This is a genomic window from Polynucleobacter brandtiae (assembly GCF_002797575.1).
GTDB classification, from domain to species: domain Bacteria; phylum Pseudomonadota; class Gammaproteobacteria; order Burkholderiales; family Burkholderiaceae; genus Polynucleobacter; species Polynucleobacter brandtiae.
In genome coordinates this window covers 1-14,821 of record NZ_PGTX01000004.1, presented here as the reverse complement: position 1 = coordinate 14,821, position 14,821 = coordinate 1, and the positions used below count along the sequence as shown (strand labels likewise).

Genomic DNA, 14,821 nt, shown 5'->3' with positions numbered 1-14,821 from the left:
TTATTGTAAGCCCAGCGCCCATTGAATATGCTCAGCCACCAAGATGTCAGCGGATGGTAAGGCTAGGGTTAAGGCTTCCCGAATGTTGATCTGCTCAGTAGCGTCCGCCTTTATATCCAACAGCGCGTTGCCTAAGGCTATAGCTAAATTTCTACGCCACCGAGAATAACCAATCCGACGAATCGCACTACCCTCATGACGCTGATTAAATTCTTGCTCGGTCCACGACCATAAATGTAAGAGACTAGACTGACCAAGGCCATGACGCTCAGCAAAGTCGGGCAATGCGCTACGTTGCGCAAATTTATTCCAAGGGCAAATCAATTGGCAATCATCGCATCCGTAGATGCGATTACCCATGGCACGACGAAACTCTATCGGAATAGCATCTGGGTTTTCAATCGTCAAATAAGAAATACAGCGCCGTGCATCTAATTGATAGGGTGCCGTAATTGCCTGCGTTGGGCAAACCTCAATACATGCCTGACAAGAGCCGCAATGGGATTGCTCTTCTTGATCAATCGGCAAGGGGATATCTACTAAGATTTCTCCCAAAAAAAAGGTAGAGCCAGATTCACGATTGAGTAATAGGGTGTGCTTTCCACGCCAACCTAAGCCTGCCTTACGAGCCAATTCCACCTCCATTAATGGTGCTGAATCGGTAAAAACACGATAGCCAAAAGCACCAATACGCTGCTCAATCAGCGCGGCAAACTCTTGCAAACGATTACGCATCACCTTGTGATAATCCCGCCCACGGGCATATAAGGAAACCACCGCCTGGGCTGGATCGGTAAGTCGCTTCCACTCTTGATCAAAATCGACTGTCGGAGCAAGGTAATTCATAGTGACGCAGATAACCCGTACAGTGCCAGGAACCAATACTTCTGGGTCAGCCCGCAGATGCGCCTGACGTGCCATGTATTCCATCTTGCCATGGCGCCCCTGCTCTAGCCATTCTTGTAAGCGCTCGGTAGCGGATCCCAGTTGAGTATCAGTAATACGCAAGCCGTCAAAACCCAGTTTTCGAGACTGCTCATTAAGCCATTCTCTTAGACCGGCTTGTTCTGTAATAGGGGCTATTGGGTTAGAAGACATCAAGATTACGGAATCGGGCCTAATAATTGAATACACTAAGGAAATGGCTCAAGATACTTTCACACAACATTGTAGGCAAGAAGCAGAAACAGCCGCTTTATCTGAGCAGCTTGCCCTCAGTCTTCATCGATTTTTTCATCTCGAACCGCACAGCCACCTCAATATTGCCCTAGAGGGAGATTTAGGGGCTGGCAAGACTACTTTTGCCCGTTATCTAATTCAAGGACTGGGATATGTAGGTCGTGTAAAAAGTCCCACTTACACCTTATGTGAGCCCTACCCTTTTATCTGTCATACCAGCAGCCTGATAGCCAATCATTTTGACCTGTATCGGATGCGAAGTCCCCTGGAGTGGCAAGAAGCGGGTTTTGCCGAGCAGTTTGATGAGCCTGGGTTTTGCCTAGTGGAGTGGCCAGAAAAAGCAGAGGGTACGCTACCGGCATTTGATATTCAGATTCAGCTTATTGCCGATGGTGAGGAGCATGAAAGAACCATCAAAATACAGGCTCAATCTCCTGGCGGAGTGTGCATATTCAACATGCTGCATTCTCTTCATCAAAATAATTGATGCAAAAGGCTTCAGTCAACACCTCTAGAAGAAAATATCTCAGCACCTCGGCGAAGCTGATGGGCTTTATTTTTCTTTTTAGTGAAATCGATATTGCTTGGGGCGCTAAGATTTTAGGGGTGCGTATCTGGCCTGCCGAAGACTACACCCGTATTACGCTAGAGTCAGATAAAGCGCTGCCTATTACACAGCAATTGCTTAGCAACCCCGATCGCCTAGTGGTTGATGTTCAGGGCATGGAGTTCAATTCCACACTCAAAGATTTGGTGGCTAAGGTAAAGCCAAATGATCCTTACGTTTCTCAAATTCGGGTTGGTCAGTTTCAGCCTGGTGTGGTTCGCTTGGTTTTTGACTTGAAAGAGCCCGTCAAGCCCCAGCTCTTCACCCTAGACCCAGTTGCAGAATACCAATATCGGATGGTCCTTGACCTATATCCAGCAATACCTCCAGATCCATTGATGGAGTTAGTTAAAAGTAGCGCCCGCAAAGAAAGTGCCCTAGAAAAGGCCAATGAAGAAATTGATCTGATTGCACAATTTGCAGCTAAAAAAGAAAAAGAAGCACCAAGAGGCCCTGTAGCGCAAGCGATACCAGATCTAAAAGAACGTACTACTCAAAGTAAGCCGTATCAGCGGCTAATTACCATTGCAATAGATCCGGGTCATGGCGGAGAAGATCCCGGTGCCATCGGAACCATGGGCTCTAAAGAAAAACATATCGTCCTCTCTATCGCAAAACGCTTACGCGAGAAAATTGAGGGTGAAGCCTATATGCGCCCTTTCCTAACAAGAGATGGTGACTACTTTGTGCCGCTCCATGCCCGGGTGCAAAAAGCACGGCGCGTTGAGGCTGATCTGTTTGTGTCTATTCATGCCGATGCATTCATTGAGCCTAGAGCAAAAGGGGCCTCAGTATTTGCACTGTCTCAAATGGGTGCCAGTAGTACGATGGCACGATGGATGGCTAATAAAGAAAATTCTTCAGACTTAATCGGCGGTATCAATATTAAAACCCAAGATAAGCAAGTAGCCAATCTTCTATTAGATATGTCTACTACCGCACAAATCAAGGATTCACTGCAAGTCGGTCGATCGATCCTCAAGCAAATCGGAGGATTTGCATCCCTCCATAAGGGCAATGTAGAGCAGGCGAGCTTTGCGGTTCTGAAGGCGCCGGATATCCCCTCAATTTTGGTAGAAACTGCGTTTATCAGCAACCCACAAGAAGAAGCAAGGCTGAATGATGATGCCTATCAAGATCGGATCGCTGAGGCAATTTTGAGGGGAATTAAGGAGTATTTCTCAAAAAATCCACCTGTTGCCAGAAGAACAAATGCTTAATGTGCTTGTATATATAAGGCATAGAAGGAGTCCCACCCAATCTCAGGGGAAGCGAGTGAACTTCTTGCTATAATTTCACTCTTTACTGGGTCGGTAGCTCAGTCGGTAGAGCAGCGGACTTTTAATCCGTTGGTCGCGAGTTCGAATCTCGCCCGACCCACCAGCTTTACTAAGCCTCGCTTTTGCGGGGCTTTTTTATTACCTGCACTATCCTCTCAAATACCTATTCAAACCTTGTTTTTGGGTCATTTTTTCCACTAGGGAAAACAAACCTAAATCTACTAAAATGGTCACATGCCATCTAAATTTGCCAACCAATTTCAGGTCCGCCAATACAACGTTTCTAACGCTGTGGCTTCGGCTCTAATTGAGGGCATTGCTCCAACCAAGCAGCTAGAGCAAAACCTCGCTGATTACGTTGCTGGCAAAAAGACTATTGCGCAATTGATAGAAGAAACCAAAGAACGTTTTGACATATATCGCCCCAAATGATGTTAGCAACAAATAAAAAAATTATTATTATTGCTGGTCCTAATGGAGCCGGCAAAACAACCTTTGCCAAAAACTTTTTACCGCAAGAAGCGCATACATTTCGTTTTATTAATGCCGATCTTATAGCCGCTGGCTTGGCACCCTTTAAGCCTGAATCCGTTTCATTTAAAGCTGCGCGCTTAATGCTAAATGAATTAGATGAGTACACCAAAGCTGGTGAAAGCTTTGCTTTTGAAACCACTTTATCTGGCATGCATTATCTGCAGCGCATTCAGGAGTGGAAAGATCTGGGCTACATCGTTAAACTCTGGTTTATCTCACTAAGCTCCCCTGAGTTAGCTATTTCTCGTGTGGCGGAACGCGTGGCACAGGGAGGGCATAATATTCCTGAAGATGTCATTCGCAGGCGCTACAAAGCGGGATTAGAAAACCTCTCAAAATATCAAAAAGCTGTAAACTCATGGGTATTACTTGATGGCGATCTAACAGAATTAGAAAAAATTGCTCAGGGCTAAAATGATTATTCCAACTCAAGATATCCGCAATTCACCAGACCCTGATATTTCCGGGTCCTACTTTGCTATTAAACGCGCTAGACAAGCAGCGGTAGACTTGGCAATTCAAACTAATACCGCAATCGTGACCACAGTTAACGGCAAGATTGTTCGGATCCCCGCTGCAGAACTCATTAAGCAGCGGCAACTTACGCCCTAAACATGCTTGGTCGCGAGTTCGAATTTCGCCCGACCCACCATATAGAATCAGGCTTTGCGGGTGATTTACCCCGTGCAAACCAATATCTTTTCAGATTAATCCGTGGGCTCTCAGATATTTCTATATTGAAACTGGCTCAACGGTCCATATGTCAATCGCACACTTTGATTATTTGTTCTAAGTGTAATTTATGAAATTAATCCAAAACTTACCAAACGACTGATCATTTACAGCAGCCATCTAGCACCTAATTTACCCTTAGCACAGTTACAAGTTGTTACGGTTGAGGTTTACTGGAAAACATAATGCCAGTCTCGATTTAAGACATTGACCTTTGGCCATGTTTAGCAATCCTTTAAGGTGAAGATTATCAAAAAGCCTCTCTTTAGGAGTGGTACTAAAAATCAGGGCAGTTCAGACCTAACCAAAAAAAATAAAAAAATCACAGTCAATAGAACACTTTTTTAGAGTGCTACACCACATCGATTTATCTGTGTTTTTGAAGAGGTGCAACTACTTTTAATCTATTTTTCGCTCAAGAAATACAAAAGCCTCCCTTTAGTAATTCAAGCGGTAGAACCCATGCGCGATATAAACCCCACCCACCAGCAGCAAAGAGTAATAAAGCAGCAAAATATCGCATCCAAGAATATTGACCGATTTGAGTCAAAACTGCAGAGAATTTAGAAATTAATAATAAGTTGGGTAAAGTACCCAAACCAAATGCAAATAGCAGTGCTGCACCAGTAAGAATGTCACCAGATAAAAAGGCTATTGGTAGAACGCTGTAAACCAAACCACAAGGCAGTAAGCCCCAAAGCATGCCGCTAAACCAGCGAGATGGCCTTGTAGCTAAGTGGCCAAAATATCTCGTCCAAAAAGTGGCAACTTGAGTACTTAACCATCGGCTACCTGGTAGGTTTCTTGATTTCTTAACCCAGAGAAGTCGTAAACCCATCAAAATTAATATCGCTGAAGTAATGACAAATAAAAATCTCTGAATAGGCAAAATATTTTGTTGCCAAACAATGAGGCCCAACCAAGCCGCCAAGCCGCCCAAAAGGGTATATGTTGTGATGCGCCCAAGATGCATTACTAGTTGGGAATAAAAAAGATCCGATTTAGCCCTCAAGGGAACTTCTTGGGCTATGGGGCGCTCAATTCCTGCAGCAATACCGCCGCACATGAGGGCGCAATGCCAGCCACTTACCAATGCACCCAAAAAAACTGCTGCCAGGAGACTCACAGTAAGCATGGATTACTTAAAATAAAAAGCAGGAAAAAGAGATCCTTCATACTTATAAGAATAAACTGTCAAGACAGTGATTACAAAATGAATTACAAGCCAACCGATACCCACAACAATAAATGCTCAATATGTGTGCTGGGTCAATTTTGCCTTCCGGTTGGGCTTAAAAGCGCCGATGTCTCTAAAATTGATGAACTCATCAAAGAACGAGTTCACCTCAAAAAAGGGGAAAGCCTTTACCGTCATGGCGAAGCCTTGAACTCCTTGTATAGCATTCGCTTTGGCACCCTCAAAACAGAACATTGTCTGCAAGACGGCCGCCAGCAAGTCATTGGGTTTCATTTACCAGGAGAAATTATGGGTCTAGATGGTATTGGGAACGGATACTATCAATCCAACGCCATCGCCCTAGAAGAGAGTGAAGTTTGCATTATTCGCTATGAAGCCTTCGAGGATCTAGCCCATGAAATACCAGACTTACAAAATCAATTCCATCGAATCATGAGTCGAGAGCTAACTCAAGATCAGCGCCACATGCTTTCACTTGGCACAATGCGTGCTGAGGAAAGATTGGCCACCTTCCTACTCAACTTTTCCCACCGTTTAACGGTACGCGGTTATCTTAACAATGAATTCGATTTACGCATGAGCCGCGAAGAGATAGGCAGCTATCTGGGTATGAAGATTGAAACTGTCAGTCGCATGCTCTCACGGTTCGTAGAAGCAGGACTTATTCAGATTAAGCAACGCCATATTAAACTTATTGATATGGATGCACTATATGTGCTCGCGGCTATTGAAAATTCTGATAGAAATTACTGTAAACCAGTATTTTCTCCAACACAAAACTAGATCAGTTCGGAGTCAACCTCTTTACTAGAGGTCGATTGAATACCGGGCAGAATATAAGCCGTCAGAGCGCTTGAGGTTGCGCAAAAGATCCAGATCACAAAAAAACCGATGGTGTAAATTCCCTCGTCTGAAATCTGTGAATGGTAGCCAAAAAATAATAAGTCTTGTGGATGAAACACTGTAAATAACAGCCCCTCTGCAATACCCGAAATCAAGAATGAGGGCCATAAAATCCAAATAAGTAAACGATATTTCATTTGCTAGCCTGCACTTCTCTGGTTTGCTCCACCTTAAAACCTTGCTTAACCACACCTTGCCTTAATGGCTTATCCACATATAGGTTAAGTGCTAGCCAAATAGTAATTGCGCAAGCAATCATGGCTACTGCTGGGCCACTAATTAATAGCCAAGGCCATAGCTGCCGCCACCAGGGTTTAATCATTTGCTGTTCAGTCATGAATATCCTATCTGACTTAAATTCAATTAACGGGGAATAATAAAAGTTGATTTTTCATTTCGAACTCTTTCAATCGACTGATTTTTAATGATTTCCTCTGCAGCAATATTGAAATAAATAGGGTAATTTCCTGGTTTGTTCGCATCTAAGTCAGTGCTAACTTTCACTGGGATCAATTGATTGCTTGCAGCATCTACTGTGAATTGCGTAATTTCTTTTCCTTTTGAATCCAAAATAGTAAGGGGCTCTAGACCTAAAGCCCTCAACTCAACCAGCATGGGATGCTCAGAGGCATTCATAATCTGGATGCGATAAATATTCTCAATACGCACGCCATCTACTTCACGTGCTAAGGCGCCTCTATCCCGCATTACATCTACTCGCAGGGGATTACGAATCATTAAGGAAATTAAAAATAGTGAGGACAGCACTGTAATGAGTGCAATATAAAACAGCACTCTTGGGCGAAAAATATGTTTTAACGCGTTTTGGTTTAACTCCTGGCCCTCAATGGCACGTTCAGTGGTGTAGCGAATTAACCCTTTTGGATAATTTATTTTTTCCATCACCTGATTGCATGCGTCAATACAAGCACCACAGCCTATACACATATATTGCAAGCCATCTCGAATATCAATCCCAGTAGGGCAAACTTGTACGCAAATACTACAATCGACACAGTCGCCCAAATCTAAGGCGTGCTGATCATCGGTCCTATGTCGACTTCCCCGCGGTTCACCTCGTACCTTGTCGTAGGTAACCAAGAAAGTATCTTTATCCACCATGACACTTTGAAAGCGCGCATAGGGGCACATATACTTGCAGACTTGCTCCCGCATAAAGCCAGCATTACCCCAGGTAGCAAAGCTATAAAAGCAAAGCCAAAATAATTGCCAAGGTCCTAGTGCTCCATGCAAAATAGATTGAGCGAGTGTTTCAATGGGTGTGAAGTAACCAATAAAAGTAAACCCAGTCCAAAATGCGATAAGGAGCCAAAGAAAGTGCTTAGTGAGTTTAAGGCGCCACTTTCTGAGCCCCCATGGCCACTCTTCCCCATCTAATCGAATGCGGGCAAAGCGGTCTCCTTCGACCTTGCGCTCAATCCACATGAAAATTTCGGTATAGACCGTCTGGGGGCAGGCATATCCACAGAATAGACGCCCTGCCACTGCCGTAAATAAAAAGAGGGCCAAAGCTGAAAGAATTAATAACAGTGTCAGGTAAATGACATCTTGCGGCCAAAGCACTAAGCTAAAGATATAAAACTTACGCTGAATTAAGTCAAAGAGGACAGCTTGACGATCATTCCAGCTTAACCAAGGCAAACCATAAAAAAGGAGTTGAGTAACCAAGACAAGTATGATACGCCAGCGTGCAAAGAGCCCAGTGACAGACCGTGGATATATTTTTCGTCGGACTTCATACAAAGATTGTTCAATAACTTCAATCGGTATTGGCTTTCCTCTAGGCATTTGACTAAAGATTGGTTACTTTGATTGAGGAGTTTTTCTATTGTTTGATAACCCCCAAACATAGGCCGTTAGTAAGTGTAATTTTTCAGGGCTTAATACCTTATCTTGAGCAGGCATCATCGCCATACGCCCTTTAGTGATCGTTTCAATAATGGTGACCTCTGACCCACCATACAGCCAAATATTATCGGTTAAGTTAGGCGCACCGATAAATATATTACCCTTGCCATCAATGCCATGACAGGCCACGCAGTTAGCTTTAAATACCTCGGCACCCCGTTCAGATCTGCTCTGATTATTCGACAACTCAGAGAGACTACGGACATAGTTGGCAACGTCTGCTATCTGCTTTTGATCCAGCTGAGGAAATGGTGGCATGACTCCAGAGCGGCCATTGGTTAAAGTAGTTTTAATATTCTCTGGTGAGCCGCCATAGAGCCAATCCCCATCAGTCAAATTGGGAAAGCCCTTGGAGCCACCAGCATCAGAACCATGACACTGTGCGCAAGAATTTAAAAATAAGCGTTGCCCCATGTCACGGGCCTTAGAGTCTCCTGCAACCTGCTCGATATTCATCTCAACATATTTTGCATATATCGGCTTCAAATCGTCATTTGCAGTTGTCATTGATTCCACTAATTCACCATTAGCACTCCACTTCAATAGTCCAGGAAATGTTCCAAGACCCGGATATAGAACAAGGTATACCAGGGCAAAAATGCAGGCCATCAGGAACATCCACATCCACCAACGGGGCAATGGATTATTAAGTTCTCGTAAATCCTCGTCCCATACATGTCCTGTATCAGCAACAGCGCCATCAGCCGTAAGAATGACATTGGCCTTACGTTGAGTAAACAATAACCAGATACACCAAACAATACCGGCCAACGTTACCAACGCAATATACAAGCTCCAACCCGCGCTCAGAAAGTCACTCATGATTCATCCTTGCTAAATTCATCAGGAAGATCAAATGGAAGTTCGGCTGATTCTTGATTTGCAGGTTTTCTTTTTGCAGACCAGGCCCACCAAACTATCCCTAAAAAAAAGACTAGGCCAAGTACAGTTGAAATTGCGGAGAGGTAGGAGTTAATATTATTCATAGTGTATCTATTCCGATTGATTACTTCGTCTCGACCTCATTAACGATGATGTATCTGCGATTAATACCAAGGCCTTGAAGATAGGCAACTAAGGCATCTAATTCCGTCTTACCCTCTAACTCTTGGGGCGCATTCGCAATTTGCTCATCTGTATAAAGGATACCTAGGCGGCGCATTGCAAGTAAGTGCGACTGAATAGAGCTTGCATCGGCTGCATTATTTGCTAACCATGGATAGGCAGGCATATTTGACTCGGGCACTACATCGCGCGGATTATTTAGATGAATCTGATGCCAAGCGTCAGAGTATCGTCCACCAACACGAGCTAAATCAGGGCCGGTGCGCTTGCTACCCCATAAGAATGGGTGGTCATAGACAGACTCGCCAGCAAGAGAATACGGGCCATAACGCTCAACTTCGGATCGTAGCGTACGAATCTGCTGTGAGTGGCAACCTACACATCCTTCACGCTGATAGATATCACGTCCGGCTAAACGCAAAGCCGAGTACGGCGTCACCCCAGGACTAGGCTCGGTAGTAGTATGCTGAAAAAATAAAGGCACAATTTGCACAAGACCAGCTACTGAAATAGCGGCAATGGTAGCAATGATTAACCAACCTACATTGCGCTCAAGCGTTTCATGGGAAAAAAATCGACGTTGTTCTGACATATTTTTATCCTTGGTGAGAGAGGTTTAATGCTTGCGGAATAGGTGCATCAATGAATTTCTTGTGCGCGACTGTTTTATAGACGTTGTAAGCCATCAGTAACATGCCGCCTAGATAACACAAGCCACCGATAAGTCGAATTACATAGAAAGGATATGTTGCTTTTACTGACTCCACAAAACTATAAGTAAGCGTGCCATCTACTTCAAAAGCTCTCCACATCAAACCTTGCATCACCCCTGCTATCCACATAGCTGCTATATAAATAACTACACCAATAGTGGCAATCCAAAAATGCAGCTCAATTAGCTTAGTGCTATACATATCTCTTTGACCGACTAAGCGCGGTATCAAATAATATAAAGAGCCAATAGTGATCATTGCCACCCAGCCTAATGCACCAGAATGTACATGCCCAATAGTCCAATCGGTATAGTGCGACAAGCTATTGACGGTCTTGATTGACATCATTGAGCCCTCAAAAGTAGACATGCCGTAAAAGGACAATGCGACTACCAAGAATTTCAAAATAGGATCTGTCCGTAATTTATGCCAAGCACCAGATAAAGTCATGATGCCGTTAATCATTCCACCCCATGAAGGTGCCAACAGGATGAGAGAGAACACCATGCCTAAGGATTGCGTCCAATCTGGCAAAGAACTATAGAGTAAGTGGTGCGGACCCGCCCACATATATGTAAAATTTAAAGCCCAAAAATGGACTATAGATAATCGATAAGAATAAATGGGGCGATCTGCTTGCTTGGGTATGAAGTAATACATCATCCCTAAGAAGCTTGTAGTCAAGAAAAAGCCCACTGCATTGTGACCATACCACCACTGAATCATCGCATCTTGGGCCCCACCATATGCTGAATATGACTTGAATAAGCTCGCTGGCATTTCAATATTATTTACAATATGTAAAACCGCAATGGTCAATATATAGGCACCGAAAAACCAGTTTGAAACATAAATATGCTTCGTCTTACGCTTGATTAAGGTTCCAAAGAATACTATTGCATAAGCCACCCAGACAACTGTGATCAGTAAGTCGATAGGCCACTCTAATTCGGCATATTCTTTTGAAGTAGAAATACCCAAGGGTAAGGTGATAGCCGCTAAAACAATCACTGCCTGCCAACCCCAAAAGGTAAATGCTGCTAACTTATCGCAAAATAAACGAACCTGACAGGTGCGCTGAACGATGTAGTAGGAAGTAGCGAAAAGCGCAGAGCCGCCAAAGGCAAAGATCACCGCATTGGTATGTAATGGGCGTAAACGTCCGTAACTTAACCACGGAATATTGAAGGTAATTTCAGGCCAAACGAGCTGAGCCGCAAGAATAACCCCCACCAACATGCCGACGATTCCCCACAGCACTGTAACAATGGCAAATTGGCTGACAACTTTGTAATTAAAGTTATCTTGATTACCCCCAACAGTAAGCCACATGGTTTCTCCCTTATTGATGACCAAATATCGACTAAGCTAAATAGACTGATTTGATTATCAAATAAGGTATATAGATCAATTTGATCTATATCAAAAACTAAGCGGCTTTGTCATCCTTTTGTGAAGTCGGGGCATCTTCATCCATCAAGATAGATTCACCTGGCCCTACTAAATCATCAAACTGACCGCTCTTAATAGCCCACCGCAAAATCCAAACCAAGAGGCCGATAAGTATTAGCGACAAGGGAATGAGAACGAAAAGACTTTCCATCTTTTTAGTTTATGCTTTTCTGAGACGCCAAGCATTTAAGGTCACCGCCAAAGAAGATAAAGACATACCAACACCTGCGATCCAGGGATTAACTAAGCCCATCATGGCAAACGGAATGGCAATCAGGTTATAAATTAATGCCCACAATAGATTTTGTTTAATAATTATCTGGGTTTTATCAGCCAGTAGTAATGCTCGTGCCAACGGCTCCAAAGAGCTTGCCGTTAAAACAGCATCTGCACCAGCAGCCGCCAATGGCGCTCCAGAACCTATGGCAACCGATACACTTGCACGCGCTAAGAGCGGCGCATCATTTACGCCATCACCAATGGCCCAGACAAGAGCACCTTGCTTTTGAAGGCCCTCAATATATTCATATTTTCCCTGAGGGGTGCATCCCCCCACATAACTTTTAATACCTACATGAGATGCCCACCATGCAACCGTGTTGGGATCGTCACCCGATACTAAATGAACGTGAATGCCCCTAGATCGAGCGGCTTTTAACAAACTTTCTAAGCCAGCACGTGGCGTGTCTAAAAAAATAAAACTAGCGATCAATCCACTGGCATCACTTAAATGCACTTCCCCATACGGCCCAAGTTTCGCTATTTTTTTCACTCCTATCCAGCTTGCACTCCCCAGTCGATAGGGGCCTGAGCTTAGCCCTTGTCCCAAATGATTCATGACTGGTTTGGCTAGTGTAAGGGGGCATTTCAGCTCCTTCTCAGCCACGCGAAGTAGGGCAAGTGCTAGGGGGTGACGCTGCCCTGATTCCAATCCTGCTGCCAAAGCCAACACATCGTGACGAGTGTGGGTATTCCTGTGATAAACAATCTCCAATAACTCGGGCAGGCCCATGGTCAATGTGCCAGTCTTATCCAATACTAAATCTGTTACATTTGCTAATTCTTCCATAACGTGACCGCGAATTATTAAAAGGCCTTGCTTAGTAACCGCACCCTGAGCTGCAGCCACTGCGGTTGGCACTGCAAGTGATAATGCGCAAGGGCAGCTCACTACTAAAACAGAAACAAGTACCGTCCATGCTTTGCTTGGATCAATCCATAACCAAACAGCAGAAGTAATAAAAGCAGTCAATATTAGGCAAAGAACAAAATAACCAGCCCACTTTTCAGCAAGACTAACCATTCTTGGCTTTGTAAGTAAGGCCTTATCCAGAAGCGCAGCAATACCAGCGATCCGAGTTGACTGACCTACAGCATCTACTCTCATCAATAGGGGATTCAAAATATTGTGTGTGCCGGCATAAACAGCATCACCAATCCTCTTATAAACCGGCTTAGATTCCCCACTAAGCAATGATTCATCTAAAGCGCTCTCGTTTTCAATCAAAATACCGTCTACAGGAATAATGTCGCCTGGAGAAACCCGTAATACATCTCCTGGCCTACAATTAACTACCGGCACAATTGTTACTTGAGTCGAACCAGGGTAATTAGTCAGGTGATCGCAAATTGCAGGTAATTGCTTTGCCAATGCCTCCGCCCCCCCTTGTGCGTCTTGTCTAGCCAATAATTCAACATAACGAGCGGCTAAGATGAAAGCAACGAACATGGTGATGGAATCGAAATAGATCTGGCCAGTACCGCTCATGAGATTTATAGTCCCCACGGTAAACGCCAAAGCTAAAGCTAGGGCAATTGGCACATCCATACCCAATATATGAGTCTTGTGAAAAGACTGCATGCTACGCCAAGCCGTCTGAAATATTGGCCCCGCAGAATAGATAATCACAGGCACTGTTAGTGCCCAGCTTGTCCAATTCAATAGCAAACCATGTTCAGAAGCAATATCTGCACCTACATAGGTAGGCCAGGCATACATCATGACTTGCATCGTCCCCAATAGAGCTACACCAAGGCGTGCAAGCAGTGACCGTCTCTCCTCCTTCGCCCTCTCTATCAATAAAGAGGGTTCAAAAGGCCACGCCTCATAACCAATACGCTCAATTTCAAATAGCAATCTAGCTAAGCTGATTTTCTCTGGGGAAAAACGCACCATCACTTTTTGAGTAACGTAGTTTATTTGGATATCTAGAACACCTACCAACCGCCGTAAATGATGCTCGCATAACCAAACACAGGCAGCGCAACGGATTTTTTCTAACCGTAAAGTTGTTTCTAAAACACCAGCATCCCCATAGGGCCTAGTAAATCTATTTCGTAAAGAAAGGTCATCATAAGGTTTAAGCTTTTCTGGAATCTCATTGAGGGCTAAGTACGCCTCCGGCTTTATATTCACTTGTGAACGCTTGGAATAAAAGATCGACAAGCCATCCCTATGAATTGTTTGGGCAATAGCCATACAACCAGCGCAGCAAAATTGGTGAATTACACCGCTTAGACTTGCCTCAACTAACTCCTTTGGCTCTATTGCGCTTAAGCAGTGATAGCAAGTTGAGGCTAACTCTTTACTCATGAAGTCATTGTCCAAGGAATAGATCAAATCCTTTTGATCTAAATCAAAAGTCGGATGTTTTTTATAAGTCAACGTAGACTCAAAAGCAAAGTGGAATACGGCACAAGGACCGGTAAAACACCAATCTATGGTTTTAAATCTCAATCTTTTGCGAAGCTGGTTAGTAAGTCCTTCTTGGATCATTCGCTGCCTGATGTAGCTCTATTGAGGATCTAGAAATTGCCATTGAAACTTATAGCGTTCAAAAGACAAAATTCCCCACCGTTACTTAAAGTAAGGCTTGTGCACTACCTCAAGGTTTAAATCATTAATCCAATCAATAGAACTGTATTTAATAGTACTTGAGGTCCTCTGCCTTACCCCAGAAAACCTTATAAGAATATGCTGTGCAAGCCAATATCAGAGGCAATACAACAACTGCACCCCAGAAAATCATCCAAGCGCAATCGTAATTGTTGGAAAGGTAATCCTCCCCTTTTTAACTGCTCTCAGAGGTAGAGTAAGTTAAGCAACCATGGCCAGTCGCTGTTTCGGGGTAATACCGCCCAATGCCATATTTGGACGTTCATAGTTATATTTATACATCCATTGCGTTGCGAACTCTTGAACTTCGTTAATGCTGTCCCAGTAATGCTG

At 43.9% G+C, this 14,821-nt stretch carries 18 protein-coding genes and 1 tRNA gene; 7 read left to right on the top strand and 12 right to left on the bottom strand.

All coding sequences use genetic code 11. From position 1 onward, the window contains the following. Complete coding sequence (queG, locus tag B0G85_RS08170; protein WP_100379977.1) at positions 1-1,098, bottom strand: tRNA epoxyqueuosine(34) reductase QueG; 1,098 nt, start codon at positions 1,096-1,098, stop codon at positions 1-3. Positions 1,099-1,141: 43 nt separating this feature from the next. On the opposite strand from queG, the gene tsaE reads away from it, so the two are divergent. From tsaE to B0G85_RS08140, 6 genes are all read left to right on the top strand, one after another. Next, positions 1,142-1,666 (top strand): tRNA (adenosine(37)-N6)-threonylcarbamoyltransferase complex ATPase subunit type 1 TsaE, encoded by a 525-nt coding sequence (gene tsaE, locus B0G85_RS08165; protein ID WP_100379976.1) that lies wholly within the window; start codon positions 1,142-1,144, stop codon positions 1,664-1,666. Continuing rightward, positions 1,666-3,006: an N-acetylmuramoyl-L-alanine amidase gene (locus tag B0G85_RS08160; protein WP_100379975.1), complete on the top strand. Its 1,341-nt coding sequence runs from the start codon at positions 1,666-1,668 to the stop codon at positions 3,004-3,006. The genes tsaE and B0G85_RS08160 overlap by 1 nt, the downstream gene beginning before the upstream one ends. Positions 3,007-3,093: 87 nt before the next feature. Then, a tRNA-Lys gene (locus tag B0G85_RS08155) sits at positions 3,094-3,169 on the top strand. A 131-nt stretch (positions 3,170-3,300) separates the two neighbouring features. Beyond that, positions 3,301-3,498 carry an antitoxin VbhA family protein gene (locus B0G85_RS08150; RefSeq protein ID WP_100379974.1) on the top strand — a complete coding sequence of 66 codons (198 nt, stop codon included), beginning with the start codon at positions 3,301-3,303 and terminating at the stop codon, positions 3,496-3,498. After that, entirely contained in the window at positions 3,495-4,013 is a 519-nt protein-coding gene (locus tag B0G85_RS08145) for an ATPase (protein WP_100379973.1), read from the top strand. The genes B0G85_RS08150 and B0G85_RS08145 overlap by 4 nt, the downstream gene beginning before the upstream one ends. A gap of 1 nt (position 4,014) precedes the next feature. Further along, positions 4,015-4,212 carry a hypothetical protein gene (locus tag B0G85_RS08140; RefSeq protein WP_100379972.1) on the top strand — a complete coding sequence of 66 codons (198 nt, stop codon included), beginning with the start codon at positions 4,015-4,017 and terminating at the stop codon, positions 4,210-4,212. 535 nt (positions 4,213-4,747) lie between these two features. Here B0G85_RS08140 and B0G85_RS08135 read toward each other — a convergent pair. Next, positions 4,748-5,467, bottom strand: coding sequence for a sulfite exporter TauE/SafE family protein (locus B0G85_RS08135; RefSeq protein ID WP_100379971.1), 720 nt, complete (start codon positions 5,465-5,467; stop codon positions 4,748-4,750). Positions 5,468-5,545: 78 nt separating this feature from the next. Between B0G85_RS08135 and B0G85_RS08130 the strand changes: the two genes are divergently transcribed. Continuing rightward, positions 5,546-6,313 carry a helix-turn-helix domain-containing protein gene (locus tag B0G85_RS08130; protein WP_100379970.1) on the top strand — a complete coding sequence of 256 codons (768 nt, stop codon included), beginning with the start codon at positions 5,546-5,548 and terminating at the stop codon, positions 6,311-6,313. Here B0G85_RS08130 and B0G85_RS08125 read toward each other — a convergent pair. From B0G85_RS08125 to B0G85_RS08080, 10 genes are all read right to left on the bottom strand, one after another. Further along, the gene (locus tag B0G85_RS08125; protein WP_100379969.1) at positions 6,310-6,570 is read right to left on the bottom strand and encodes a hypothetical protein; all 261 of its coding nucleotides are present in this window, start codon (positions 6,568-6,570) and stop codon (positions 6,310-6,312) included. The two genes, B0G85_RS08130 and B0G85_RS08125, sit on opposite strands and share 4 nt — an antisense overlap. Then, positions 6,567-6,770, bottom strand: coding sequence for a hypothetical protein (locus B0G85_RS08120; RefSeq protein ID WP_100379968.1), 204 nt, complete (start codon positions 6,768-6,770; stop codon positions 6,567-6,569). Before B0G85_RS08120 ends, B0G85_RS08125 begins: the two co-directional genes overlap by 4 nt. Before the next feature lie 26 nt (positions 6,771-6,796). Continuing rightward, positions 6,797-8,242 (bottom strand): cytochrome c oxidase accessory protein CcoG, encoded by a 1,446-nt coding sequence (gene ccoG, locus B0G85_RS08115; RefSeq protein WP_100379967.1) that lies wholly within the window; start codon positions 8,240-8,242, stop codon positions 6,797-6,799. 15 nt (positions 8,243-8,257) lie between these two features. Next, positions 8,258-9,184 carry a cytochrome-c oxidase, cbb3-type subunit III gene (gene ccoP / locus B0G85_RS08110; RefSeq protein ID WP_100379966.1) on the bottom strand — a complete coding sequence of 309 codons (927 nt, stop codon included), beginning with the start codon at positions 9,182-9,184 and terminating at the stop codon, positions 8,258-8,260. Continuing rightward, a complete protein-coding gene (locus B0G85_RS08105) occupies positions 9,181-9,348 on the bottom strand; it encodes a cbb3-type cytochrome oxidase subunit 3 (protein ID WP_100379965.1) in 168 nt (55 codons plus the stop codon). The genes ccoP and B0G85_RS08105 overlap by 4 nt, the downstream gene beginning before the upstream one ends. A 20-nt stretch (positions 9,349-9,368) precedes the next feature. Further along, a complete protein-coding gene (gene ccoO, locus B0G85_RS08100) occupies positions 9,369-10,019 on the bottom strand; it encodes a cytochrome-c oxidase, cbb3-type subunit II (RefSeq protein WP_100379964.1) in 651 nt (216 codons plus the stop codon). A gap of 4 nt (positions 10,020-10,023) precedes the next feature. Beyond that, positions 10,024-11,472: a cytochrome-c oxidase, cbb3-type subunit I gene (gene ccoN / locus B0G85_RS08095; RefSeq protein ID WP_100379963.1), complete on the bottom strand. Its 1,449-nt coding sequence runs from the start codon at positions 11,470-11,472 to the stop codon at positions 10,024-10,026. A gap of 97 nt (positions 11,473-11,569) precedes the next feature. Next, positions 11,570-11,743 (bottom strand): cbb3-type cytochrome oxidase assembly protein CcoS, encoded by a 174-nt coding sequence (ccoS, locus tag B0G85_RS08090; RefSeq protein ID WP_100379962.1) that lies wholly within the window; start codon positions 11,741-11,743, stop codon positions 11,570-11,572. Positions 11,744-11,752: 9 nt separating this feature from the next. Next, a complete protein-coding gene (locus tag B0G85_RS08085; protein ID WP_100380077.1) occupies positions 11,753-14,185 on the bottom strand; it encodes a heavy metal translocating P-type ATPase in 2,433 nt (810 codons plus the stop codon). 504 nt (positions 14,186-14,689) lie between these two features. Continuing rightward, positions 14,690-14,821, bottom strand: a 132-nt coding sequence (locus B0G85_RS08080) for an integrase core domain-containing protein (RefSeq protein ID WP_157799255.1), incomplete at its 5' end; no start/stop codon positions are given.

Bases quoted from the DNA above. Each gene is read 5' to 3' on its own strand.
- ccoO (WP_100379964.1), bottom strand. From the start codon at position 10,019: ATGTCAGAACAACGTCGATTTTTTTCCCATGAAACGCTTGAGCGCAAT.
- queG (WP_100379977.1), bottom strand. From the start codon at position 1,098: ATGTCTTCTAACCCAATAGCCCCTATTACAGAACAAGCCGGTCTAAGA.
- ccoN (WP_100379963.1), bottom strand. From the start codon at position 11,472: ATGTGGCTTACTGTTGGGGGTAATCAAGATAACTTTAATTACAAAGTT.
- B0G85_RS08135 (WP_100379971.1), bottom strand. From the start codon at position 5,467: ATGCTTACTGTGAGTCTCCTGGCAGCAGTTTTTTTGGGTGCATTGGTA.
- B0G85_RS08120 (WP_100379968.1), bottom strand. From the start codon at position 6,770: ATGACTGAACAGCAAATGATTAAACCCTGGTGGCGGCAGCTATGGCCT.
- B0G85_RS08145 (WP_100379973.1), top strand. From the start codon at position 3,495: ATGATGTTAGCAACAAATAAAAAAATTATTATTATTGCTGGTCCTAAT.
- ccoG (WP_100379967.1), bottom strand. From the start codon at position 8,242: ATGCCTAGAGGAAAGCCAATACCGATTGAAGTTATTGAACAATCTTTG.
- B0G85_RS08125 (WP_100379969.1), bottom strand. From the start codon at position 6,570: ATGAAATATCGTTTACTTATTTGGATTTTATGGCCCTCATTCTTGATT.
- ccoS (WP_100379962.1), bottom strand. From the start codon at position 11,743: ATGGAAAGTCTTTTCGTTCTCATTCCCTTGTCGCTAATACTTATCGGC.
- B0G85_RS08140 (WP_100379972.1), top strand. From the start codon at position 4,015: ATGATTATTCCAACTCAAGATATCCGCAATTCACCAGACCCTGATATT.
- B0G85_RS08160 (WP_100379975.1), top strand. From the start codon at position 1,666: ATGCAAAAGGCTTCAGTCAACACCTCTAGAAGAAAATATCTCAGCACC.
- B0G85_RS08150 (WP_100379974.1), top strand. From the start codon at position 3,301: ATGCCATCTAAATTTGCCAACCAATTTCAGGTCCGCCAATACAACGTT.
- B0G85_RS08085 (WP_100380077.1), bottom strand. From the start codon at position 14,185: ATGAGTAAAGAGTTAGCCTCAACTTGCTATCACTGCTTAAGCGCAATA.
- B0G85_RS08130 (WP_100379970.1), top strand. From the start codon at position 5,546: ATGAATTACAAGCCAACCGATACCCACAACAATAAATGCTCAATATGT.
- B0G85_RS08105 (WP_100379965.1), bottom strand. From the start codon at position 9,348: ATGAATAATATTAACTCCTACCTCTCCGCAATTTCAACTGTACTTGGC.
- tsaE (WP_100379976.1), top strand. From the start codon at position 1,142: ATGGCTCAAGATACTTTCACACAACATTGTAGGCAAGAAGCAGAAACA.
- ccoP (WP_100379966.1), bottom strand. From the start codon at position 9,184: ATGAGTGACTTTCTGAGCGCGGGTTGGAGCTTGTATATTGCGTTGGTA.